A 22,454-nucleotide genomic window follows, 5' to 3' on the forward strand; every position below is an offset into this window, starting at 1 on the left:
TGATGGTCAAGGCCGAAAGTGCGCTCGTCGTTTTTGACGATGTCAGCAAAACCTATGACGGCAAAGTGAAGGTCGTCGAAAACTTGAACCTGGAGATTGCCCGGGGCGAGTTCCTGACTCTGTTGGGACCATCAGGTTCCGGCAAGACCACGACCTTAATGATGCTGGCCGGCTTTGAAGTGCCGAGTGCGGGTCGAATCCTATTTGACGGCACACCTTTGGTCGACGTTCCTACCTACAAACGCAATTTCGGCATGGTGTTCCAGAACTATGCGCTGTTTCCGCATATGACAGTGGAGGCGAACCTCGCGTTTCCATTGCGCATGCATAAGTTTCCCCGCGCTGAGATCGCCGAAAGGGTGCGCCAAACGCTGGATATCGTGAAGCTGGGGCACCTGGCGGACCGCAAGCCGCAGCAACTCTCCGGTGGCCAGCAGCAGCGCGTGGCCTTGGCGCGCGCTCTGGTCTTCAATCCTCGGATGGTCTTGATGGACGAGCCGCTGGGCGCGCTGGATAAACAACTGCGCGAGCATATGCAGATTGAAATCAAGAAGATCCATGATGATCTCGGGATCACCATGCTCTATGTGACACATGACCAGACGGAAGCGCTGACCATGTCCGACAGGATCGCGGTCTTCAACGAGGGACGCATCCAGCATATTGGCCCTCCGACGGAAGTCTATGACAGGCCGCAGAATGCCTTCGTCGCTTCGTTCATGGGTGAGAACAATACATTCCATGGAGAGGTTCTTGAGCGAAACGGCGATGAAGTAACCGTTCGTTGCGACAGTGGAGGTGCTGTTGTGCGTGCGATTGCAAACGAACCGTTACAGCGCGGCGACAGGGTCCAGGTCATGGCGCGCCCGGAACGTATGCATATCGACCGCCAACTGGCGGTAGAGAATGGATTCCAAGCCACGGTGGAAGGTGTCATCTTTCATGGCGACCATCTGCGCTTGAGCTTACGAGTTGAAGCCCTCGGGCCGATTGTATCGAAGTTACCTTTCGAGGAATCCCGTCAGTCCTACAGTGCAGGCGACAGCGTGACGGTCGGTTGGGCCGCAGCAGGCATGCTTGCCTTTCGGGCAGAGGCGTAAAGACACGATTGGATAGGCTCTTAGCCATCGACCTGCCGGGCGCTCGAAGATTCGCACAAGGTAAAACCCGTCGCTCATGCTTATATGATAGACTGTGACCTTATCGAGCTAGATGTTGGCTTGAAAGTCGTCTCTGTTAGTGGTTTTGCCCTCGCACGAGGGCTTGGTATGGGTTGTGGATAGCAAATCCCCACTTGTTGGAATTGAGCCCTGCGATTCGAGCGCTAAGGCGCCGTCGTCGTTGAAGATCGAGCCTGACGCCGATTTGCGGGCGTTGACCGCGCCCTACGGAACGCCAAAGGTTGCGCGGAGCATTAGCCAGATAGCGAGCTCTTTTGGCGGATTCTTTTTCGTATGCGTGGCGATGTATCTTGCATATGGCTGGTTCTTTTGGCTTGTCCCTGCGTTAGCCGTTGTTGCAGCCGGGTTCCTGGTAAGAATCTTTATTATCCAACATGACTGCGGTCATGGTTCTTTCTTCAAATCCAGGCGTGCCAACTCTTTCGTTGGTGTTTGCTGCAGTCTGGTGACACTGGCTCCCTACGCAAGCTGGCGCCGCCAGCATGCCGGTCATCACGGTATCTGGAACGACCTCGACAGGCGCCAAAGCGGTGCCGATATCTACTCGTCCTGTATCACGGTGGCCGAATACGAGGCGCTCAACAGGCATCAAAGGTGGCTCTATCGCCTCGGGCGGCACCCGATCGTATCCAACATTCTTCTGCCGCCATTTGTCTTTATCCTGCTTTACAGGGTTCCCTTTGATACTGCGAAATCCTGGCGACGGGAGAGGCGAGGGGTCTTCATCACAGACATTGCCCTGGTTGCGATGGTGCTGGTGTTGGGATTGCTGATCGGATTTGAGCGCGTTGCAGCCGTCCAATTGCCGATAATGGTGATTGCCTCCATCATTGGTGTCTGGCTGTTTTCGGTACAGCATCGCTTCGAGCAGAGCTACTGGGTGCGGCATGATGAATGGAACTTCAACCAGGCGGCGCTTCTAGGTTCATCCCACCTGAAGCTGCCGCGCCCGCTACAGTGGTTTACCGGAAACATCGGATTCCATCATGTGCACCATCTCAATCCGCACATTCCGAACTACCGGCTGCAGGAATGTCACGATGCCAACCCTGTTATGAGCGAGGCCCCGGTTCTTACGTTCTGGAGTGGTTTACGTCAGGGGCGTTTTGCGCTTTGGGACGAGCATTTGAGGCGCATGGTGCCATTCAGGCGCACGTCAGGAGCGGCGTAGTCTCAGCTATTCCTGGACGCGCGCCTATATCATCGCCCGCTCTTATGGACGCCGATCAGTTGTGTTCGGTTGTTGGATCGATGATCCGTAAGATTGGCGTGATCTTGGTTGCGGGAAACCCGGAAAGCTTGGAGTGCTCGTGAATTGCCGCTTCATCTTCGGCGAGATAAACGCAAAAAGTTTTGTTCCCCGCCACGTAAGAATATTGCCATTGAATCTTTGGTTTGAGTTGGCGCAGCGCTTCATTGGATTTGCTTGCAGCACCTTGAAGCTGCTCGCGTTTGAAAGTGCCAACCTCAGGGATTTCACGCTCTATCATGAACATATGCATTGTTCAGATTCCTTGTTACAGGCCGAGTTGAAGGAAAAAATATAGACGAAAAAAACCCGCCCCCAAACAATATCAAATGAGAAACCGCAGGGCCGACACGGGTACGAGAAATCGAGCCGAAGAAAAACTAGGCTTTGTTCTGATTACTGTCCATGAATGTTTTCGAGCGTAGCACATGACCTGTAGAGGGCAACCAACCTGACGCATCAGAAAAATAGCTTGCGAGCAATTCTCGCCTTGCAGTGAAACCAGCCTCCGTTGCGCTCCTCAAAATAACGCTGACCGAGTATCCCGGTTTCGGTTCTGGTTTCGATCGGCGGATTAAAGCTGGCGATGTCTTCCGGCGGAATCAAAACGCAAACAGGCATGAGAAACCAGGCGAGACTGACAGTGAAGGCCAAGCAAGCCAGGACTGGCGCTATCCAGCGGCGTCGACGGGAAAAGGGGTAGGACAAGGCAAGTGCGGTCAGCCCAATGACGGTACTTAGGATAATAGCAAACCCCAACCGCGGCTCCTCCTGTTTTTAATGTTCGAGCGTTCCCCGGTTTAGTCATCCAGACAGTAACAGGTCCTGAAGGCCGTGTGAGAGTCGGGCCCGGGCGCGCACAGGCGGTAACCGGCCGCCGCCAAGCCTTTTGGTTCCAGGCGCTTTTGGATTTCGGTCCACTCCGTGGGTTTGCCCTGTAGGATGCTCTCGTGTCGCAAAATCGCATCAAGCTTGCTGCTGAGATCGGCAGTCATGTCGTAGGCACCGGCAGCTATCCATAACGCCGAGAGGTTCGATCCGAGGTTGTAGATAGGATCAGTGACAGGCGAATAGTTTTTTGAGGCGCAGCCCATCTCCGGCTTTTGTTCCGCGGTGCAAAGCGCAATGCCATAGCTTCTACTGTTGAGGCAAATTTGCTTGGGGTCGGGAAGATAGTCCACGGTTCCCGGAAGCAGAGCATAGGCAAGCGGCGTCACTTCGGATTCGGAAAAGCGGCGGGATGACAGCCACTTTTCGTTCGGGCTCTCGGCCACCGGGTTCTCGAAGACTTTCTGGAAGAGCACCGACTTTAATAGCGTGAGGTTGCCAAGGGGGCGGTCGAGGTAGCTGTTCTTCAGGTACCCGCTGCCGCTCGTCTGGCTGGCGGAAAGCTTTTCTCTTGAGACGCTCAGCACCGGACCCATTCTGATTTCAGGGGACAGGATCAAGGCTTTGATTCCGGCAGCGTGATGCAGCTCTAGCGTTACTTCCAGGCCGATCGGACCATCAAACCCGGGCCATAGGATCGGCGTTTCCTTGTAGTTCCTGATCTCCACCGTATCTGCAAGGCGCCAGCCTTCGTATCGTGCGAGCAGAAGCGACACCATTGCGCTGCCATGCGCGATCAAGGGGATGGAAAGGATGAGCCAACCGATCATCGCCTTGGCCAAGGATCGACCCACAGCCAGCCACCAGCCAAGCCCAAGGAGCAAGGCCACGCCAACCATCCCTGCGAGAATCGGCATGTCGCCCCATGACGAACCCTCTTTTACGAAGGGTATTATCAGGACGAGGCCCAGCGCGGAAACGCAGCCGATCAGGAGTAAGAAGATTACGCGCAAAAGGATCGCCAAGCCGCACCTCGATCCACAAATCCAGCAGGAATGCCAGCTTCCTCGAGCGTCGAGGAAAGGACAGGAATCTTGATTTACTCCGTTCGACTATATCAGCTGCAGCGATCACCGGAACAGCAGGACTGGAATCAGGCAGCTTCGCATCATCACCGTCGTGGTACTGCCCAGAATGAGGCTCCGAAGGGGAGAGTGCCCATAGGCACCCATTACCAACAGGCCAATGTCTTGCTCACTGACATAGCGTCGGATGATCTCTTCCTTAGCGCCGCTTATCCGGCGGATGACCGCCGAGGGGAGGCGCTCGGCAGCCCAAGATAGGTCCACCTGGCTGGTCGACTCAGCAGTGCTTGCCATCACTACATGGCACTCCAGTCCTTTTGCAAGCGGGGAAGCGGCCATGAACTCCACCGCCTTGCGTGCGCTGGGGCCGCCGTCAAAAGCGACCAATGCCTTTTTCGGTTCGGTAAAGGCCCGGGAGGCCACCAGCACCGGGCGCATGCTTTCCCGCGCAACGCGCTCCACCTTGCTGCCCAGATGCCCCTTGGCAAAGTTCGCTGAGGCACCGCGTTTGCCGATCACGATAATATCGGCGTCGCTTTCGCGCTCGATTACCGTTTCCACGATCCCGCCATGACGCTGGAGCGTCGCAATCCGGGTCAGTCCCTTGGCGCGGATACGTTCTTCGGCGGCCTGGAGTAACAGGCGGCCGCGTTCGCGCGCCAATCGGGCTTCCGCCTCGTCGATTGAAACCAGTTCTTCCAGAAGCGCGCTCTTGGCGCCCAAGCCGACGGCCCCGCTGAGATCATGACGCGCGGCGACAGCGTCATTGCGTTGAATGACGTGAAGAAGTTCGATAGCAGCCGCAAGCCGTGCGGCAGCCCAGGCCGTGTGATCGCTAACACTGTCCGCATAGAGTGAATCGTCGATACAGGCGAGTATCTTTTTCATGTCCGGCATCCCATCAGTGGCTCGCGAATTCATCGACTGCACCCGGCTTTTCATACAAGGAGAAACGGTCGATCATTGCAGCGCTTGCTTCTGTAACGCCGACCAGTTTGACTGTGGTGCCTTCGCGGCGGAATTTCATGACAACCCTGTCCAGTGCCGCAATGGCGGAGATGTCCCAGAAGTGTGCCTGACTGACATCGATGACGACAGCGTCTAGGACTTCCTTGAAGTCGAAGGCACTGGCGAAGCGGTCAACCGAAGCAAAAAACACTTGGCCAGATACCCGGTATCGACGGGTGAAGCCATCAGGAAGAAATGTCGACTGGATCGCGAAAAGCCGACGGACCTTGCTGGCAAAAAAGATGCCGCTCAGCAACACGCCGGCCAAGACGCCTTGCGCCAGGTTATGGGTCCACACCACGACAACGACGGTAGCTATCATGACGACGGACGAATGCCAGGGGTGGGTCCGTAGATCCTTGATCGAAGACCAACTGAAAGTCCCGATGGACACCATGATCATCACCGCGACGAGGGCAGGCATGGGAATTTGAGCCACCAATGGTCCCAATACGACGATGAGAAACAGCAGGAATACGCCCGCAACAAAAGTAGAAAGGCGCGTGAAACCTCCTGATTTAACGTTGATCACAGACTGGCCGATCATTGCGCAACCGCCCATGCCGCCCAAGAAGCCCGTGAAAAAATTGGCCACACCCTGGCCCATTGCCTCACGCTGCTTATTGCTGGGTGTATCGGTCAGATCATCGACAATCTGCGCGGTCAACATCGATTCCAGCAGGCCAACAGCCGCCATCGTGATCGAGTAGGGGAGAATGATCTGCAGGGTCTCCAATGTCAGAGGAACATTTGGGAGCAGCAAGTAAGGAATGGACGTCGGAAGCTCACCCATATCGCCCACCCGGTTGACCGGGAGATCCAGCCAAATGACCAGGGTCGACAGGACAACGATGGCGATCAGGGGTGAGGGAACGGCTTTGCTGATCCGGGGAACGCCGTAGATGATGCCCAAGCCGCCAGCCACCAGCACGTAGGTTACCCAGGTCACGTCGGTGAGTTCCGGCAACTGCGCTAGAAAGATCAGAATGGCCAGCGCGTTGACGAACCCGGTGATGACAGATCGCGAGACGAACAGCATCAATCGGTCGACCTTCAGCAAGCCGGCGCCGATTTGCAGCAGGCCCATCAAGATCGTGGCGGCGAATAGATAGTCGACACCATGGTCGCGCACCAACGGGCCTATCAAAACGGCGATTGCGGCGGTTGCTGCGGAGATCATGCCGGGACGCCCACCTACCAGCGCAGCGATCACCGCGATTGAGAAGGACGCATAGAGTCCGACGCGCGGATCGACACCGGCAATGATTGAAAAGCCAATGGCCTCTGGAATCAGGGCGAGGGCGACGACCAGCCCAGCGAGGATATCGCCGCGCGGATTAGATAGCCAATCGCGGCGAAGCGTAGCTGCGGTTTTCATCAATAGTTTGCTGCCTGCAACGGAAAGGTAAAATGGCCTCCTGGCAAAGGCGATTACCAATGCGGGAACCATATAGGGTGTGAGGGGCTTGTGCCCAACACGCAATCGAAGCAGGCAGTCCGTAGACAATCAGGCGTTATATTGCAAGTGCGAAGAGATTATTGTGGCGGCATGGCGGCTATGCTCCTTGCAGCAGGCCCTGTCCGATGAAGGTCGTTTCGATGTTTCGGATATTTGCGACATACCAGGGGACGACCTGCTTGCGCTCGCTTCAATCTGCCTGACCCCCCAGGGGTCGATTGATACTATTGGTGTATCACTGCAGGACTCGTTGAAGCGTTACGCAGGCAGGTCGACCGTGCCTACCGAAGGATCAAGCGGCTTTTGCCCACTTTGGCAGGAATTGCGCAAACTGCTTATTGACAGGTGGCTTGGCCACGTGGTTGGCATAGTTGGTGAGGGTTTTCACCGCTACGCCGAGTATGACATCAAGAACGTTGGCCTTCGTGTAGCCGGCAGCAAAGAAAGTATTGATGTCCGAATCGTCTGCCCAACCGCGTTTGTCGGTCAATGTCTCGGCAAATCGACGGAGCGTTTCCAGCTTCGAATCGTCCAGCGGGGCGCCCTCTTGAAGGTTCTCAATATCGTCGGCGTTCAAGCCGTTCATGCTGGCCAGCATGCTGTGGGCCGCTGTGCAGTACTCGCACCTATTCTTAACGGAGACCGCCAGCATAACGATCTGCCGTTCGGCTTGTGTAAGTCCGATGTCATCGGAATCATAGGCGCCGAGTAGGCCAAGGAGACCTTTCATGGTTCCCGGGGCCTCTGCGAAGACAGCAGCCAAGTTTGGTACGAAACCATACTTCTGCTTGATCTGCTCCAAGGTTGCCCGGGAAGCTTTGGGTGCTGTCTCCGGGGTGTGAATGGTAAATCGCGACATTAGAAACCTCATAAGTGATTTGGAAACATATTATGTTCAATGATGTCTAAAAATAAACGCTGGTCAAGATTATTTTTAGCCATAAATGCACAAAAATAAATGATGGCCAATTGACTGATATTCTGCGGTTCTTGAAGGGAACGTTCCTAAGCAAGCAATGGCGTTTGACGCGACATAGGGGTTTTTGTACATTATTGTATGATTTTATAACTGCGTAGGCGGCGACGTTTCGCTGATTCACGATGCCGGACCATTCCACGATAAAGCGCGCGCACCGAGGGCGGGGCAGACCGCTGGAGTTTGATCGGGCAACGGCGGTCCGGCAGGCGCTGGACGCGTTTTGGCGCCGTGGATATCAAGGGGTTTCGGTTACAGATCTGGCCGAAGTCATGTCGATCACCCGTACCAGCTTTTACAATTCCTTCGGTGACCGTCAGTCGGTGTTCAAGGAAGCGCTGGACGTTTATCGCCGCGAAGCGCCGGACAGTGCGCTGGCGGACATCCCCGCAGGGGTTGCAGTCGTTCCAGCAGTCAGACAGGTATTTCGGAATATTTGTCGCGCTCGAATCGAAGATCCAGAGGCAAGAGGGTGCCTTGTCGTCAATACGCTTGGACAAATGGGCAACCTCGAGGGCGAGGTCGACAGATACTTAGAGCGAGCGGTCAGCAACGGGACAAAAGTTATTGAGCGGCTCTTGAGCCAAGCAGTGGAACAGGGGGAGATTCCCCCAATCGCCGACCTCAAGGCGGCAAGCAAATCCTTCGTTGCCTTTCTGATCGGTTTGAACACGCTTTCCAAAGTGGTGCGCGATGAATCGCAGCTTTGGGATCTTTGCGAAAACTTCCTCGAACAATATGGTTTCTCCGAATCGCCTTGATGGGTTCATCGGATTGAATTGCGGCCTATGTCGCCTGTGGGGTTCTCTTAGGTTTGCCGGGGCCTCGTGATCTTAACCCCAACCCTGGAACGGCGTTTAGAGTTCGTGCTGTCAACGCGTGATTGTTATTGCCATCAAGGCCATTCGAATGCCGTAAAGGTGGTATAAAGTGTGGTATCCTTTAATGATTTTCTATGAATCGGCGTGCAAAAATGCGACGAATTATCGCGACTATGGCGCGTGGACTAATTGCAAACCTCCTGTCAAAATGGAAATGCGAAACCCTGGTATCGAATAATAGCATACCTATGTAGGCGAGTTATTAGCGATGGTGCGGGCCACGCTACCACCAAGGCGTTGTGAAAGCGGGGGCGGGTTCGGATTGCAAAGGGGAGGAAGATCCGCTTTGCGCCCTTGTTCGTGTCTGTCGGTCTTTGAGGGAGGGCCGGCCGCGTGTTTCAGGAAACGCTGGTGTTACAGGAGGGGGAAAACAGGGGGCTTCGGCTCCGAATAAACATTGAGCAGGAGGGTGCCGGGTATTGAGTAACGCCAACGCGGACGATTTTGTTCTCGAGACCGTAGGGCTAACAAAGAGCTTCAAAGGATTCGTCGCAGTCAACAATGTCTCGCTGAAAGTCCGGAGAAATACGATCCACGCACTGATTGGACCGAACGGGGCAGGCAAAACCACAGTCTTCAACCTCATTACCAAGTTCCTCGACCCGAGCGCCGGGCATATCCACTACAATGGCCGCGATATCACGCGGACTCCGCCCGCAGATATCGCGCGTCAGGGCATGGTTCGGTCGTTTCAGATATCCGCCGTTTTTCCGCACCTTACGGTGCTGGAAAACGTTCGCATCGCGTTGCAGCGGCCAGTTGGAGTTTCATTCCATTTCTGGCGTCCCAAAACCATCCTCAACCGTTTAAACGACCGCGCTCTTGAGCTGCTGGAGGATGTCGGTTTGCAGGATGCCGCGGGTTCGCTGGCCGTTGAACTTCCGTATGGTCGCAAGCGGGCCCTGGAGATCGCAACGACGTTGGCTCTGGATCCAGAGGTTATGTTGCTGGATGAGCCGATGGCCGGCATGGGGCGCGAGGATATCGAACGTGTTGCCGCTCTAATCAAACGCCTTTCCGCAAACCGCACGGTTCTTATGGTTGAGCACAACCTGGATGTTGTCGCCAATCTGTCGGACTGCATCACGGTTTTGCAGCGCGGCGAGATACTGACAGAAGGGAAGTACGAAGCCATTTCAGAAGACCCGCGGGTCCGGGAAGCCTACATGGGGAATGTCGATGCCTGAGGCCGCAAGCGAAACAGCCACGATCCAAACTAGTCCCAAGCACACCCTGCTAAGCGTTGCCGACTTACATGCCTTCTATGGCGAGTCACACATTTTGCACGGCATGAATTTTACCGTGAATCGGGGTGAAGTCGTGACCTTGCTCGGCCGCAATGGGGCCGGAAAGACTACGACCTTGCGCGGGATCATGGGCATGGTCGATCAACGCAAGGGCCGTGTTGAATTTGACGGTACGGAAATTATTGATCTTTCATCCGACAAGATTGCGCGCCGTGGCATAGCTTACTGCCCGGAAGAGCGCGGCATCTTTGCTAGCTTGGATGTAGAAGAGAACCTGATGCTGCCACCGAAAATTCGGGATGGTGGCATGTCGGTGGAGGAGATTTACGAGCTCTTTCCCAACCTGAAGGAACGGTTACGTAGTTCTGGAACGAAGCTGTCCGGCGGCGAGCAGCAGATGCTGGCGATTGGACGCATTCTTCGTACAGGGGCAAAGCTCTTGCTGTTGGACGAACCAACGGAAGGACTGGCGCCCATTATCATTCAGCAAATTGGCGAAGCGATTCGGCGCCTGAAAGCCCGAGATTTCACCATTCTGCTGGTTGAGCAGAATTTCCATTTCGCAGCGACCGTGGCTGATCGCCATTACGTCGTCGAGCACGGTCGCGTCATCGACGAAATCGCGAATAGCGACGTCAAGGCAAACCTGGAAAAACTGCACGACTATCTCGGGGTCTAAGACCACGGTCTCGATGACCCAATTATCAATCATTCAAGGAGGCATTCTCATGAGACTAGGAAAGACAGCATTGTTGGGCGCGGTATTTGCCCTGGCGGCAGGCTCGGCGCACGCCGATATTTCCGATGGCGTGCTCCGAATCGGCGTTCTCAACGATCAATCCGGTCTCTACACGGACTTGGGCGGCCCGGGATCGGTGGAAGCCGCCAAAATGGCGGTAGAGGACTTCGGTGGAACGGTCAACGGCATGCCGATTGAGATCGTCTCCGCCGACCACCAGAACAAGCCGGACATTGGATCCAACATCGTGCGTCAGTGGATCGACGTTGACGGCGTGGACGTAATCGTAGACGTGCCGACATCATCTGTCGCTCTGGCGGTCCAGAAGGTGACGGCTGAAAAAGATACGGCGTTCTTGATGAGCGGCCCGGCGAGCACGCGCCTGACTAATGAGGATTGCGCGGCAACGGGTGTGCATTACTCCTACGATACCTATGCCCTGGCGATCGGTACCGGCAAGGCGATGGTTCAGGAGGGCGGCGACACATGGTTCTTCCTTACCGCCGACTACGCTTTCGGTCATTCGTTGGAGCAGGATACTTCGAACGTTGTCGAGGAAAACGGTGGCAAGGTCCTCGGTGTGGTCCGTCACCCGCTCAGCAGCTCTGATTTCTCTTCCTACCTGCTGCAGGCACAGGGTTCGGGCGCCAAGGTTATCGGACTGGCGAATGCCGGTGGCGATACCACCAACTCCATCAAGCAGGCCAGCGAGTTCGGCATCACGCAAAGCGGGCAGCGTCTGGCGGCTTTGCTGATGTTCATCACTGACGTTGACGCTCTGGGGTTGGACGTGGCCCAGGGCCTGACTCTGACCACCGGTTTCTACTGGAACATGAACGAAGAGACCCGCGCCTTTGCGGATCGTTTTGCTGCTCGCATGGACGGCCAGCGGCCGACCATGGTCCAGGCCGGCGTCTACTCTGCCGTGGCGCACTACCTCAAGGCTGTGGCAGAAGCCAATGACGATGGCGGTAAGGCCGCTGTCGATCAGATGAAGAAATTGCCGATCAACGATTTCTTCGCAACGAACGGTACCATCCGCGACGACGGCCGAATGGTGCATGATATGTATCTTGCACAGGTGAAGACTCCTGCTGAGTCGACCGGTAAGTGGGATTACTACAACATCTTGAGGACGATCCCCGGGGATCAGGCTTTCCAGCCGCTGTCCGAAAGCCGTTGCCCGCTCATCAAAGGCTAATCAGAGCGAGGAAATGAGGGGCTCCCGGGATGACAGACAGTCGTTCCGGGAGCCGCTTTTCCAGTAGAGGAACGATGGAATGCAAGAATTGCTGGGCGTGCCCGCCGCCGTACTCTTCGGACAGCTATTGCTTGGCTTGATCAACGGCTCTTTTTACGCGTTGCTGAGCCTTGGTCTTGCCGTGATTTTCGGCATGCTGAACGTTATCAATTTTGCACACGGCGCTCTTTATATGACGGGGGCGTTCGTAGCCTGGATGCTGCTCAACTATCTGGGAATTGGTTATTGGCCGGCTTTGATCTTGGTGCCTATCGCCGTGGGGGCGCTGGGCGTTCTCATGGAGAAAACCATGTTGAGCCGCCTTTACAAACTGGATCACCTATACGGGCTATTGCTCACATTCGGCCTTGCGCTGATTATCGAGGGCCTTTTCCGCAATGGGTACGGCGTTTCCGGTCAGCCTTATCCTATCCCCGATGTTCTCAGCGGCGGCTACAATCTCGGGTTCATGTTCCTGCCGATTTACCGAGGCTGGGTTATCATTGCCTCGCTTATTATCTGTTTCGGGACCTGGTTCCTGGTAGAGCGCACCCGTTTTGGCGCCTACCTGCGGGCCGCTGTCGAGAACCAGCGATTGGTGCGCGCCTTCGGTATCAACGTGCCTTTGCTGATGACGATGGCGTTTGGGTTTGCCGTCGCACTGGCCGGGGTCGCGGGCGTTCTCGCCGCGCCGATCTATCAGGTTAGTCCGCTGATGGGGCAGCAGGTGATTATCGTTGTCTTCGCCATCGTCGTAATCGGTGGATTAGGGTCTATTATGGGGTCCATTATCACAGGCCTGGGAGTCGGTATCATCGAAGGCTTGACCAAGACCTTCTACCCTGAAGGGTCTGCGGTGGTGGTCTTTGTGCTTATGGCAATCGTCTTGGTGTTGCGTCCGCATGGACTTTTTGGGAGGCCTCGGACATGACCGATATAGCGTCGTCTAAGCAGGACACCGGGATGGGGGCGAATAAGATTCGCAAGGCATTGATAGCGCTGGGTATCTTGCTGTTGCTGCTGGCCCCTTTCATTGGCATTTATCCCGTGTTTGTGATGAAGCTGTTGTGTTTCGCGCTGTTTGCCTGCGCCTTCAATTTGATGCTGGGGTATGTCGGGTTGTTGTCATTCGGGCACGCCGCCTTCTTCGGGATGGCGGCCTATGTAACCGGCCATTCGGTCAAGGTGTGGGGATTGACACCAGAGGTTGGGATCATAGCAGGGGCTCTGGTTGCCGCTGTGTTGGGGTTGGTGATCGGTTCTCTGGCAACGCGACGCCAGGGCATCTACTTTGCGATGATCACGCTCGCACTGGCACAGATGGTGTACTTTTTCAGCATTCAAGCACCGTTCACCCACGGCGAAGATGGAATTCAGGGAATTCCGCGGGGATTTCTCCTGGGATTGGTGGATCTATCCGACACTCTAAACATGTACTACTTCGTGGTTGGGGTGTTTCTTTTCGGGTTCCTGGTTATCTACCGCACGATCAACTCGCCTTTCGGTCAAGTCCTGAAGGCGATCCGCGAGAATGAGAATCGCGTTATCTCCCTGGGATATCGCGTAACGCATTACAAGATCGCAGCCTTCGTCATATCGGCCGCTTTTACCGGCGTTGCCGGGGGCACAAAAGCGATCGTCTTCCAGGCCGCAACGCTGACGGATGTGCATTGGCAGATGTCCGGCGAGGTCGTGTTGATGACATTGGTTGGCGGCGTGGGGACGATATTCGGCCCGGTGATTGGGGCTGGCTTGTTGGTGGTGTTACAGAACTATCTAGCCAGCGTAGGCTCCTGGGTTACCGTGATCACAGGTGTGATATTTGTGGTTTGCGTGTTGGCCTTCCGGCGCGGAATCGTCGGCGAGATCGCGGAACGCCTCAAGCGATAGCCCCGCAGCCAACATCGCTATAATAGAAAACGGGCGCTTCTCAAGCACAGAAGCGCCCGTTTTCTTTGTCTTGCTATCGCCTATCTATTCGTTCACTTGAACAGCGAATGTGATGCTCTACGACGCACCACTTTGGTCCGTCGTAGAGATGGTGACATTCTCGGTAATCGAGGCACCTTTAGGACCGGTCACATTTGGCGTTGAAAGATTCAGAGTAGAGCCACTACTGACCGACGCCCACGACGGCCCACTCGTCATGCTGAGTGAGAAGGAGTCTCCGGCGCTATCTTCAAACCAACCGGACATATCGATAGACCCGCTGGTTTGCCGTGGCATCTCGACGGTTCTAGGATTGGCTAGCGGGATAGGCGCGTTTCTCATACAAAATGGTTGCAGGCTTAGATGCCGAAATGATCTTGTCAGAAAGGTAGCCTTGCGCGGTAAAATTGTTATGTTATAACAATTCGTGAGAAGCATTTTACGCCAAGGGATACTTTTTGATGTTCAGGCCTTTAGCCATCTGTGTCATTGCTGCGGCGTTGTTTCTGACAGCAAGCGTTCTCCCCAGACAGTCACGTGCCGAGCCGGCCGTCGTGGTCTCGATCAAACCGATTAACTCATTAGTTGCGGCCGTGATGGAGGGCGTGGGGGAGCCCTATCTTCTCGTGCGCGGTGGCGGGTCACCGCATAGCTTCAACCTGCACCCATCGGACGCTCGCGCCCTTGAGGGAGCGGATCTCCTGATTTGGGTGGGACGAAACCTTGAGCAGTTCTTGGAAGGACCTCTTGAGGCACTGCCGCATTCTGCCACGGTGGTTTCGCTGGCGGCCTCGGACGGTATTGGGCTGCTGGCCTATAGAGAGCACGCCGAAGCCCACGATGCACATAACTTGGGGTCCCAGGGCAGTGAATCTGCCCCAGAGGGGCATGATCATCATAATGAGGACGATTACGACCCACATCTTTGGCTTGATCTGGACAATGCCCGGGCGATTGTGAGTCTTGCCGCTACGTTGCTTTCGCAACACGACCCGTCGAATGAATCACTCTATGCAATCAATGCACAGAAAACGCTCGTTCGGCTTGACGCTTTGGAACGGTCGATGGAAGGTCGGTTGGCGCCAGTCAAGGACAAAGGCTATCTGGTGTTTCACGATGGTTTCCAGTATCTGCAACGTGCGTTCGACTTGAACGAGGTGGGTGTCGTGATCTTGTCACCGGATCGCCAGCCGGGCGCCCGGCGCGTACGTGAAGTGCGCGAGCTTTTGAAAGCCAGTGGCGCAGGGTGCATTTTTGTCGAGCCGCAGTTCAAGCCGGAGATTGTCTCCATTATCATCGAAGGCCTGCAAGTGAAGGTGGCGGAAATCGACCCGCTGGGCGCTGATCTGGAGGATGGGCCGGAGCTGTACTTTACCTTGATGGAGCGTAACGCTGCCGCTTTGGCAAAATGTCTGGGCGGGAACCAGTGATGACCTTGCGCGGCCCGCTGTTTGCTGTCTAGGGTTTCAGCCTAGGACATCCCTCTATAGGAGTGGCTGCATGTCGGATGCAGACCGCGGTATCAATTGGCCGCAGGAAATATATGCGTCGTTCAAAGCCTGGGATATTCGGCAAGTCGGCTATGTGCCGGACGCTGGACATAAACAGTTGATAGCGGCTTGCCTGGACGATCCGGAGATCACAACAAGCGTACTGACGACCGAGGAGGAAGGTGTTGGTTTGCTTGCGGGCGCCGATCTCGGTGGACAGCGCGGCGCGCTCCTCATGCAATCCAGTGGTGTTGGCAATTGCATCAACACCTTCTCACTTCTGAGCCTTTGCGGATTTCCCTTCTTGGCTTTAGTCACAATGCGCGGTGAGTGGGGAGAGGTGAATGCCTGGCAGATGCCGATGGGCCAGGCAACGCCGAAGGTTTTGAGGGAGATGGGGTTCTTGGTTCTTCGCGCTGATCAAGCGACCGAGGTAGCAGAGACTCTACAGTCGGCCTTGGCTTTGGCTTTCGAGGGGAAACAACGGGTCGCGGTTTTGCTGGGACAACGCCTGCTTGGAGCCAAAAGGTTCTAACCCGCATTATCGGATGGCAGCGGAACGCTTACTACATACGAACCAGGGGAAGGCATTTGCTAGGGACGTTGTCTACTGCGGCTGTACGTTCAAAGGAGGCATGTCATATGGGAACGATGGTAAACGACAGGAGGCCGAAATGAACCGAGGCGAGAAAGTTCAAGCCTTTCGGGCACTCCACGTGCCCGGCGTGCCGCTGGTGATGCCCAATCCGTGGGATATTGGATCTGCAAAGCTGCTGGTAGCGTTGGGGGCGAAGGCGATTGCCACCACGTCATCGGGATATGCATTTACGCTCGGCATTCCCGACGGTGGGGCAATGGACCGGGCGACGGCAATCAACCATGCCGCAACGCTGGCCGCCGCTGTCGATGTGCCGGTCAGCGGTGATTTCGAGAATGGATACGGCGACGATCCTGAAGTTGTGGCTGAAACCGTGCGCCTGGCGGCCGCGGCAGGATTGGCCGGGGTGTCGATCGAGGATATCGCGTTGCCAGCCGAGGATGCGTATCCGTTCGATCTGGCTGTTGCCCGGATCGAGGCGGCTGTTTCCGCGGCGCTGGATGTTGACATCGTGCTGACCGCCCGGGCGGATGGATGGCTTCGTCGATCCTATGACCAGGACGAGGCCGTGCGCCGGTGTGAAGCTTTTGCGGCAGCAGGTGCCGAAGTGATCTACGCCCCCGTTGTCGATGAGGCTACGACCCGGCGGCTGACGGCGATTGGCCCGGCGGTCAATGTGCTTGCAGCGCCCCCGATGCTCGACCGCCCGGTGTCTGAAATCGGCGCTATGGGGGCGGCACGGATCTCGATCGGCGGTTCGCTGGCTCGTGTAACACACCGAGTCATAGTCGATGCTGCACGGGCGATGCTTGACGATGGAGACCTGCGACGGCTCAAAGCGACGATCGGCGCGGCGGAACTCTCGGCGCTGATTGACGGCTGAACTGGTGCTAGAGTTGTTTCCAGGCAAAAGGTGACTGGTCATAATGCACTTCACACCTTTTCAACTCCCGCAGAACGACGGCGCGGAACTGATAGATGGTCGTTTAACGAGGCAGGGCGATGTCAGATGACATGATCTATACAGTTGATCGCCGCGAAGCCGTCGCTCGAATTCTTGAGAATCGTCCAGCGGACTTGGCTGTTGTGACTGGGCTTGGAACACCGACTTATGACGTGGCTGCGGCCGGCGATCATCCATTAAACTTTTATCTTTGGGGAGCAATGGGCAGCGCCGTGATGATTGGCCTGGGCTTAGCGCTGGCTCAGCCCAAACGCCGAATTCTCGTTGTCACCGGAGATGGGGAAATGCTGATGGGGTTAGGGTCTCTCGCCAGTGCTGCGGTGAAGGGCCCCGAGAACCTGGGAGTTCTGGTCCTGGATAACGAGCGCTACGGCGAAACCGGAGGGCAGATAAGTCACAGCGGCAATACCGTGAAAATTGCCGATGTTGCGAAGTCCTGCGGTTTCCCAGCAGCCGGCACTTATAGCCAGCCTGATGAGCTGTCCGACCTGCGAAAGAAGTTGCTGCTTGAAAAGGGGCCGGTCATGGCGGTGCTGAAGGTGGCTGCCGGTGAACAGGCCAGGGTTTTGCCGGAGCGAGATGGCGCCACCCTGCGTTTGCGCTTTCGCGCAGCAGTCATGGCGGCGTGACAGGCACAAAGGCGCTGATTGCTCGACGATCCAGAACTTGACTGCCTTTAATAGTTACGACCATAGCGAGTTTTCAAAAATCAAATTTCGACTGACGACCAAGGTAGTCGCGGCGGTCTGGCTTGTTGACGCCCCCACCGTCACCCGTTAGCGTTTCCGCGCAGGTTTTCCTGTCGGTCGTGGGACTGTAGCTCTCAACCGACGGTGGGGTATTTCACAAGAGCAGAATAGGGAGATTATCGAAATGCGTAAAATTCTGGCCGTCGCATTGATGGCAGGAGGGCTTTCCACCTATGGCGTCGGCGCTTCGGCGGAAACGACCTGGGACATGCCCACGCCTTATCCGGATGGTAACTTTTTGACGCAGAACGTGCGGCAATTCGCGGCGGACGTTGAGAAAATGTCCGGCGGAGAGTTGAAGATCACGGTTCATAGCGGTGCTTCGCTTTTCAAGATGCCGGAGATCAAGCGGGCAGTTCGCACCGGTCAAGCCCAGATTGGTGAAATCCTCCTGTCTGCTTATGGCAATGAGAATGCGATTTTCGAAGTCGACGGCGTTCCGTTCCTGGCAACCGGATATGACAATGCCTGGAAGCTTTGGGAGGCGCAAAAGCCCGTGCTGACAGACGTGTTGGCGGAAGAAAATTTGATGCCGCTGTTCAGCGGGGTATGGCCGGGTCAGGGCCTCTACAATCAAGAGGAAATTAGCTCTACCTCGCAGATGCAGGGCGTGAAATTCCGTGCGTACAACGCGGCAACCTCTCGTCTTGCAGAGCTGATGGGCGCCGTTCCCACGACAGTGCAGTATGCCGAGGTGCCCCAGGCTTTCTCAACAGGTCTCGTTAGCGCGATGCTGACGTCAGCGACCACGGGGGTCGACGTCAAGTCATGGGACTTCTTGAAGGTGTTTTACAAGACCGATGCCATGCACCCGAAGAACCTCGTATTCGTGAACAAGGATGCTTTTGCGGCCCTCGATGACAAAACCAAGCAAGCCGTGCTCGATGCCTCAGCAGCGGCCGAGAAACGCGCTTGGGAGCAGTCCAAGGTTGAAGCCGCCAATGCCGTCAAGGAGCTTGGCGACAACGGTATGGCGGTCTTGGATCCGCCCGCTTCATTGATCGCTGACCTGGAGAAGATCGGCGCTCAGATGACCAAGGAATGGCAGGAAAAGGCCGGAGAAAACGGTCAGCGCCTGCTTGACGCATACAAGGCGATGTAAAATAGTCGTTGAAGATCGGCCGGTTAGCCTGGGCTAACCGGCCGTTTCTCATTTCTGCGTGCCGAGAAATTTGGAGCTGTCGAAAAGGAATGTCCTTGATCAGAACTTCGCTTGATCGGCTTTACCGCGTGTGTGGATATATCGCCGCAATACTGCTCGCCGGTATTGCTATTCTTATTCTGGCTCAGATTGTCGGACGTTTTTTTGGCGTCCTGGTACCCGCTGCAAATGAGATGGCGGGCTTCTTCATGGCCGGTTCGACATTCTTGGCTCTTGCCTACTCCTTCCGGGCTGGGAGCCATATCAGGGTTACGCTCGTGCTCTCGGTTCTACCGCTGAAACTGCGCCGTTTCTTTGACATTCTGGTGCTGGTCTCAGGCGGAGCTTTGCTTGCTTACTCGACCTGGTACACCGCACTGCTCGTGAAGGATTCGCTGAGGTTTGGTGAGGTGTCGGATGGGCTCCTCGGAATTCCGTTGGCGATCCCTCAGTCCGCAATGTTGTTCGGTTTGGCGATGTTGACGGTTGCTATCGTCGACGAGTTGGTAAATCTGCTGCAGGGCAATACGCCAAGTTATGAAGACAGCGCCGATGTCGTATTGGCGAAACCCGACGCAACGACGAAGAAGGGGCACTGAGGATGGAACTCATAACGGAATCCATCCTGTTGGTCGTGTTGCTGTTCTTCTTCCTGGGGGCAGGGTTGTGGGTCGCCATGTCCCTTGCCGGAATTGGGTTGATTGCCATCCTGCTTTTCTCCAGTGCGCCGCCCGGCCTGATCATGGCCACGACGATTTGGGGGAATAGCGCCAGTTGGACGCTGACAGCCCTACCGCTTTTCGTTTGGATGGGCGAGATTCTGTTCAGGACCAAGCTTTCCGAAGACATGTTCCAAGGTTTGGCGCCGTGGGTGGCGAAGCTACCCGGCAGCCTCTTGCATGTGAACATCTTGGGGTGCGCCGTCTTTGCGGCCGTTTCGGGCTCGTCTGCGGCGACGGCCATGACGGTCGGAAAGATGTCGGTGCCAGAATTGGCGGGCCGTGGTTACGATGAACGTATGTCCATCGGATCTCTGGCAGGCTCCGGCACCTTGGGCCTGCTCATTCCACCCTCGATCATACTAATTGTTTACGGCGTGTCGGCGGAGGTCTCGATTGTCCGGCTTTTCCTGGCGGGTGTGCTACCGGGGATCGTTCTGGCGGCGTTGTTCATGGGGTACACCGCTATCTGGGCTCTGCTCAATCCCAGCAAAACGCCAACTGCGCATATCGTCATGAGCTTCCGCGAAAAGATTTGGGCCTCGCGGCGTTTGATACCAATCCTGATGATCATCGTCTTTGTCATCGGCTCTATCTATTTTGGTTGGGCCACGGCGACCGAGGCAGCAGCGATCGGCGTTCTCGGCGCACTTTTACTGTCATGGCTGACGGGTTCGCTGAATTGGCCGACCTTTCTCGACAGCCTGATGGGGGCGACACGAACCTCTTGCATGATCGCCTTCATCTTGGCGGGTGCAGGCTTCCTGTCGGTGGCGATGGGCTTTACGGGATTGCCGCGGACCATGGCGGAGTTCATCAACGAGATGAACCTGTCGCCTTATCTTCTGTTGGCGGCCTTAACCGTCTTCTTTGTCGTTCTGGGATGCTTTTTGGATGGCATTTCAGTCGTGGTGCTGACGACGTCGGTAATTCTGCCAATGGTGGAGGCAGCCGGAATAGACCTAATCTGGTTCGGCGTTTATGTCGTTCTGGTGGTGGAAATGAGCCAAATCACGCCGCCGGTCGGGTTTAACCTTTTCGTCCTTCAAGGATTGACCGGAAGAAATATCCTCTACATCGCCTGGGCAGCGTTTCCCTTCTTCCTGCTCATGGTTTTGGCAGTCGGTATCCTCATTGCCGTGCCAGAGCTGGCCACTTGGTTACCGCAAGCAGCGACTGCTCGGAACTGAATGGAGTAGGGTGGGGGGCGGCGGCGTCCCGACTATTATTCTGCAGCGGCGCTGGAGCGGAGTTTCAGGCTGGCCGCTTCGTCCAGATGGCCGTCGACACGGACGATAACCCCGTAGCTGCGGCGCGCTTCTTCAGGAGACACAAAGCCGCTGCGCACGTCCGCCGCGACCTCTTCCAAGGGGCGCGCAAAAGCATCTCCAAGTCCACCGCCGCCGGGCATTTCCATGATCAGCTTACGCCCGGCGGGAATGGGTTGGCGTCCCTTCCCGCGCATCATGGTTCCGTCATCCTGGCGTAGCTTGCCAATCATTCCATTCGCACCGCCCTGGCGTCCGCGTGGCGGGTGTATGCACCTGTCAAACATCGCTGAGATCGCAAAGGGGGCCCCCTCCAGATGACTGATCTCCATGACTTGCCCCAGGCCGCCGCGATACCGTCCCGCGCCGCCTGAATCCTCGCGATACTCCTTACGCCATACGATCAAGGGACTGATCGTCTCGGTGACTTCGACCGGTGTGTTCCTTACCCCCGAAGGGAAGGCCGTCGCTGAGAGGCCATCTTTGCCTATCCGCGCACCCGTGCCGCCGGCATGGAACACATTGATGGCGAACGGCGTCGCTGATCCGTAATCCGCATCGCCCACCAATCCATGTCCGCCGAGTAGCATCGGATTCCAGAGACAAGAGGTACCCTCGGCCGGCACGCCGCCCTCCAGAGCGGGCTCCAGACAACCGAGAACCACATCAGGCAGCATCTGTCCAATCGCATGACGCGCAGCGACCGCACAGGGGTGGGGCGCATTCAACAGGCACCCTTCCGGCGCGGTGACGCGTACGGCCGACAGTGATCCCGCGTTATTGGGAACCTTTCCGCCGATGATGCAACGCACGCCAAAACTGGCGTAAGCTTGGGTGTAGGTGAGGGGGACATTGATGCCATAAGTTGAGACACCGGATGTGCCTTCGAAATCTACCTCGATCCCATCCTCCTTAACGGTGAGTGCAGCAACGAGATCGACCTCCTTTTCATAGCCGTCAATTCGCATTTTGTTGCGGTAGGTGCCCTTTGGCAGCTTGGCTATCTCGTCCAGCATTGCCTGGTGGGACCGCTCGATAACAAAATCCGCGAGTTCGGTTAGCGTTTCCATGTCGAACTCTGCCATCATGGCGACCAGGCGCCGACTGCCGGTCTCATTGCAAGCGGCAAGTGAGTAAAGATCGCCTTCTACCTGAACCGGCTCTCGTACGTTGGCACGAACCATCTCCAGCAGCGACTGGTTCATGACGCCGGCATGGGCCAAATGCATGATCGGCACGCAGACGCCTTCCTCGTAAACTTGTCGTCCGTCGGGACCAAAGCCGCGCCCCCCTACATCCACCACGTGGCTGGTCGAGGCAAATAGCGCGACGACACTACCGTTCAGAAAGGTTGGTGTGACGACGGTAAAATCGTGCAGATGTCCGGTCCCCAGCCAGGGGTCGTTAGTAATGAAGACATCGCCTTCGCGCATCGTGTCGATCGGGAACTTCTCTAGAAAGAAACCGACACTGGCCGCCATTGCATTGACGTGACCAGGTGTGCCGGTAACGGCCTGCGCCAACATCCGCCCGGTGGTGTCGAAGACACCGGCCGAAAGATCGCCGGCCTCACGCACGGAGGTCGAAAAAGCGGTGCGGATCAGGGTCTGTGCCTGCTCTTCGACTACGGAAAGCAAGCGGTTCCACATGATTTGCTTGCGGATTTCCGCGAGGGCGGTTTCCTTGCTCATGCAACGGCTCCT

At 56.2% G+C, this 22,454-nt stretch carries 22 protein-coding genes; 15 read left to right on the forward strand and 7 right to left on the reverse strand.

What is annotated here, in order from left to right; translation table 11 throughout:
* Positions 1 to 2: 2 nt before the first annotated feature.
* Both ABIE63_RS11400 and ABIE63_RS11405 read left to right on the forward strand, forming a co-directional pair.
* Positions 3 to 1,100, forward strand: a complete 1,098-nt coding sequence (locus tag ABIE63_RS11400; RefSeq protein ID WP_354504604.1) for an ABC transporter ATP-binding protein — start codon at positions 3 to 5, stop codon at positions 1,098 to 1,100.
* Positions 1,101 to 1,341: 241 nt separating this feature from the next.
* Entirely contained in the window at positions 1,342 to 2,352 is a 1,011-nt protein-coding gene (locus tag ABIE63_RS11405) for a fatty acid desaturase (protein ID WP_354504605.1), read from the forward strand.
* Positions 2,353 to 2,407: 55 nt separating this feature from the next.
* On the opposite strand, the gene ABIE63_RS11410 is transcribed toward ABIE63_RS11405, so the two are convergent.
* The 6 genes from ABIE63_RS11410 to ABIE63_RS11435 all read right to left on the reverse strand — a co-directional run bounded on the left by ABIE63_RS11410 (position 2,408) and on the right by ABIE63_RS11435 (position 7,669).
* On the reverse strand, positions 2,408 to 2,683 hold the full coding sequence (locus ABIE63_RS11410) for a DUF4242 domain-containing protein (protein ID WP_183416214.1): 276 nt from the start codon (positions 2,681 to 2,683) through the stop codon (positions 2,408 to 2,410).
* Positions 2,684 to 2,889: 206 nt separating this feature from the next.
* Positions 2,890 to 3,189, reverse strand: a complete 300-nt coding sequence (locus ABIE63_RS11415) for a hypothetical protein (protein ID WP_354504606.1) — start codon at positions 3,187 to 3,189, stop codon at positions 2,890 to 2,892.
* A 41-nt stretch (positions 3,190 to 3,230) separates the two neighbouring features.
* Positions 3,231 to 4,283, reverse strand: coding sequence for a hypothetical protein (locus tag ABIE63_RS11420; RefSeq protein ID WP_354504607.1), 1,053 nt, complete (start codon positions 4,281 to 4,283; stop codon positions 3,231 to 3,233).
* 105 nt (positions 4,284 to 4,388) lie between these two features.
* Entirely contained in the window at positions 4,389 to 5,231 is an 843-nt protein-coding gene (locus ABIE63_RS11425) for a universal stress protein (protein WP_354504609.1), read from the reverse strand.
* Between the two features lie 13 nt (positions 5,232 to 5,244).
* Positions 5,245 to 6,729 carry a SulP family inorganic anion transporter gene (locus ABIE63_RS11430; protein ID WP_354504610.1) on the reverse strand — a complete coding sequence of 495 codons (1,485 nt, stop codon included), beginning with the start codon at positions 6,727 to 6,729 and terminating at the stop codon, positions 5,245 to 5,247.
* Positions 6,730 to 7,102: 373 nt separating this feature from the next.
* Positions 7,103 to 7,669: a carboxymuconolactone decarboxylase family protein gene (locus ABIE63_RS11435; RefSeq protein WP_354504611.1), complete on the reverse strand. Its 567-nt coding sequence runs from the start codon at positions 7,667 to 7,669 to the stop codon at positions 7,103 to 7,105.
* Positions 7,670 to 7,911: 242 nt separating this feature from the next.
* Here ABIE63_RS11435 and ABIE63_RS11440 point away from each other — a divergent pair, with 242 nt between their 5' ends.
* From ABIE63_RS11440 to ABIE63_RS11500, 13 genes are all read left to right on the forward strand, one after another.
* Positions 7,912 to 8,547 (forward strand): TetR/AcrR family transcriptional regulator, encoded by a 636-nt coding sequence (locus ABIE63_RS11440; protein WP_354504612.1) that lies wholly within the window; start codon positions 7,912 to 7,914, stop codon positions 8,545 to 8,547.
* A 539-nt stretch (positions 8,548 to 9,086) separates the two neighbouring features.
* Positions 9,087 to 9,854, forward strand: a complete 768-nt coding sequence (locus tag ABIE63_RS11445) for an ABC transporter ATP-binding protein (RefSeq protein ID WP_354504613.1) — start codon at positions 9,087 to 9,089, stop codon at positions 9,852 to 9,854.
* Positions 9,847 to 10,593, forward strand: a complete 747-nt coding sequence (locus ABIE63_RS11450; protein ID WP_183416467.1) for an ABC transporter ATP-binding protein — start codon at positions 9,847 to 9,849, stop codon at positions 10,591 to 10,593. Before ABIE63_RS11445 ends, ABIE63_RS11450 begins: the two co-directional genes overlap by 8 nt.
* Positions 10,594 to 10,642: 49 nt before the next feature.
* A complete protein-coding gene (locus ABIE63_RS11455; protein ID WP_183416222.1) occupies positions 10,643 to 11,854 on the forward strand; it encodes an ABC transporter substrate-binding protein in 1,212 nt (403 codons plus the stop codon).
* Positions 11,855 to 11,933: 79 nt separating this feature from the next.
* Positions 11,934 to 12,824, forward strand: a complete 891-nt coding sequence (locus ABIE63_RS11460; RefSeq protein WP_354504614.1) for a branched-chain amino acid ABC transporter permease — start codon at positions 11,934 to 11,936, stop codon at positions 12,822 to 12,824.
* Positions 12,825 to 12,856: 32 nt separating this feature from the next.
* Positions 12,857 to 13,783, forward strand: coding sequence for a branched-chain amino acid ABC transporter permease (locus ABIE63_RS11465; RefSeq protein ID WP_322091239.1), 927 nt, complete (start codon positions 12,857 to 12,859; stop codon positions 13,781 to 13,783).
* 500 nt (positions 13,784 to 14,283) lie between these two features.
* The gene (locus ABIE63_RS11470) at positions 14,284 to 15,252 is read left to right on the forward strand and encodes a zinc ABC transporter substrate-binding protein (RefSeq protein WP_354504615.1); all 969 of its coding nucleotides are present in this window, start codon (positions 14,284 to 14,286) and stop codon (positions 15,250 to 15,252) included.
* A gap of 70 nt (positions 15,253 to 15,322) precedes the next feature.
* Positions 15,323 to 15,847 (forward strand): phosphonopyruvate decarboxylase, encoded by a 525-nt coding sequence (locus ABIE63_RS11475; RefSeq protein ID WP_354504616.1) that lies wholly within the window; start codon positions 15,323 to 15,325, stop codon positions 15,845 to 15,847.
* A 139-nt stretch (positions 15,848 to 15,986) separates the two neighbouring features.
* Positions 15,987 to 16,793, forward strand: a complete 807-nt coding sequence (locus ABIE63_RS11480; protein ID WP_354504617.1) for an isocitrate lyase/phosphoenolpyruvate mutase family protein — start codon at positions 15,987 to 15,989, stop codon at positions 16,791 to 16,793.
* Positions 16,794 to 16,912: 119 nt separating this feature from the next.
* A complete protein-coding gene (locus ABIE63_RS11485; RefSeq protein WP_354504618.1) occupies positions 16,913 to 17,503 on the forward strand; it encodes a thiamine pyrophosphate-dependent enzyme in 591 nt (196 codons plus the stop codon).
* 244 nt (positions 17,504 to 17,747) lie between these two features.
* On the forward strand, positions 17,748 to 18,725 hold the full coding sequence (locus ABIE63_RS11490) for a TRAP transporter substrate-binding protein (protein ID WP_183416230.1): 978 nt from the start codon (positions 17,748 to 17,750) through the stop codon (positions 18,723 to 18,725).
* 89 nt (positions 18,726 to 18,814) lie between these two features.
* Positions 18,815 to 19,363, forward strand: coding sequence for a TRAP transporter small permease (locus tag ABIE63_RS11495; protein WP_354504619.1), 549 nt, complete (start codon positions 18,815 to 18,817; stop codon positions 19,361 to 19,363).
* Positions 19,364 to 19,365: 2 nt separating this feature from the next.
* Positions 19,366 to 20,673: a TRAP transporter large permease gene (locus tag ABIE63_RS11500; protein WP_183416231.1), complete on the forward strand. Its 1,308-nt coding sequence runs from the start codon at positions 19,366 to 19,368 to the stop codon at positions 20,671 to 20,673.
* Positions 20,674 to 20,708: 35 nt separating this feature from the next.
* On the opposite strand, the gene ABIE63_RS11505 is transcribed toward ABIE63_RS11500, so the two are convergent.
* Complete coding sequence (locus ABIE63_RS11505) at positions 20,709 to 22,442, reverse strand: hydantoinase B/oxoprolinase family protein (RefSeq protein ID WP_354504620.1); 1,734 nt, start codon at positions 22,440 to 22,442, stop codon at positions 20,709 to 20,711.
* Positions 22,443 to 22,454: the final 12 nt, after the last annotated feature.

It is taken from the genome of Limibacillus sp. MBR-115 (assembly GCF_040549425.1).
Classification (GTDB): domain Bacteria; phylum Pseudomonadota; class Alphaproteobacteria; order Kiloniellales; family CECT-8803; genus Limibacillus; species Limibacillus halophilus.

Coding starts and splice junctions, on each gene's coding strand:
- ABIE63_RS11495 (WP_354504619.1), top strand. CDS start 18,815: ATGTCCTTGATCAGAACTTCGCTTGATCGGCTTTACCGCGTGTGTGGA.
- ABIE63_RS11400 (WP_354504604.1), top strand. CDS start 3: ATGGTCAAGGCCGAAAGTGCGCTCGTCGTTTTTGACGATGTCAGCAAA.
- ABIE63_RS11450 (WP_183416467.1), top strand. CDS start 9,847: ATGCCTGAGGCCGCAAGCGAAACAGCCACGATCCAAACTAGTCCCAAG.
- ABIE63_RS11430 (WP_354504610.1), bottom strand. CDS start 6,729: ATGAAAACCGCAGCTACGCTTCGCCGCGATTGGCTATCTAATCCGCGC.
- ABIE63_RS11435 (WP_354504611.1), bottom strand. CDS start 7,669: ATGTCGCGATTTACCATTCACACCCCGGAGACAGCACCCAAAGCTTCC.
- ABIE63_RS11490 (WP_183416230.1), top strand. CDS start 17,748: ATGCGTAAAATTCTGGCCGTCGCATTGATGGCAGGAGGGCTTTCCACC.
- ABIE63_RS11505 (WP_354504620.1), bottom strand. CDS start 22,442: ATGAGCAAGGAAACCGCCCTCGCGGAAATCCGCAAGCAAATCATGTGG.
- ABIE63_RS11410 (WP_183416214.1), bottom strand. CDS start 2,683: ATGCATATGTTCATGATAGAGCGTGAAATCCCTGAGGTTGGCACTTTC.
- ABIE63_RS11480 (WP_354504617.1), top strand. CDS start 15,987: ATGAACCGAGGCGAGAAAGTTCAAGCCTTTCGGGCACTCCACGTGCCC.
- ABIE63_RS11425 (WP_354504609.1), bottom strand. CDS start 5,231: ATGAAAAAGATACTCGCCTGTATCGACGATTCACTCTATGCGGACAGT.
- ABIE63_RS11460 (WP_354504614.1), top strand. CDS start 11,934: ATGCAAGAATTGCTGGGCGTGCCCGCCGCCGTACTCTTCGGACAGCTA.
- ABIE63_RS11465 (WP_322091239.1), top strand. CDS start 12,857: ATGGGGGCGAATAAGATTCGCAAGGCATTGATAGCGCTGGGTATCTTG.
- ABIE63_RS11485 (WP_354504618.1), top strand. CDS start 16,913: ATGTCAGATGACATGATCTATACAGTTGATCGCCGCGAAGCCGTCGCT.
- ABIE63_RS11475 (WP_354504616.1), top strand. CDS start 15,323: ATGTCGGATGCAGACCGCGGTATCAATTGGCCGCAGGAAATATATGCG.
- ABIE63_RS11455 (WP_183416222.1), top strand. CDS start 10,643: ATGAGACTAGGAAAGACAGCATTGTTGGGCGCGGTATTTGCCCTGGCG.
- ABIE63_RS11500 (WP_183416231.1), top strand. CDS start 19,366: ATGGAACTCATAACGGAATCCATCCTGTTGGTCGTGTTGCTGTTCTTC.
- ABIE63_RS11470 (WP_354504615.1), top strand. CDS start 14,284: ATGTTCAGGCCTTTAGCCATCTGTGTCATTGCTGCGGCGTTGTTTCTG.
- ABIE63_RS11440 (WP_354504612.1), top strand. CDS start 7,912: ATGCCGGACCATTCCACGATAAAGCGCGCGCACCGAGGGCGGGGCAGA.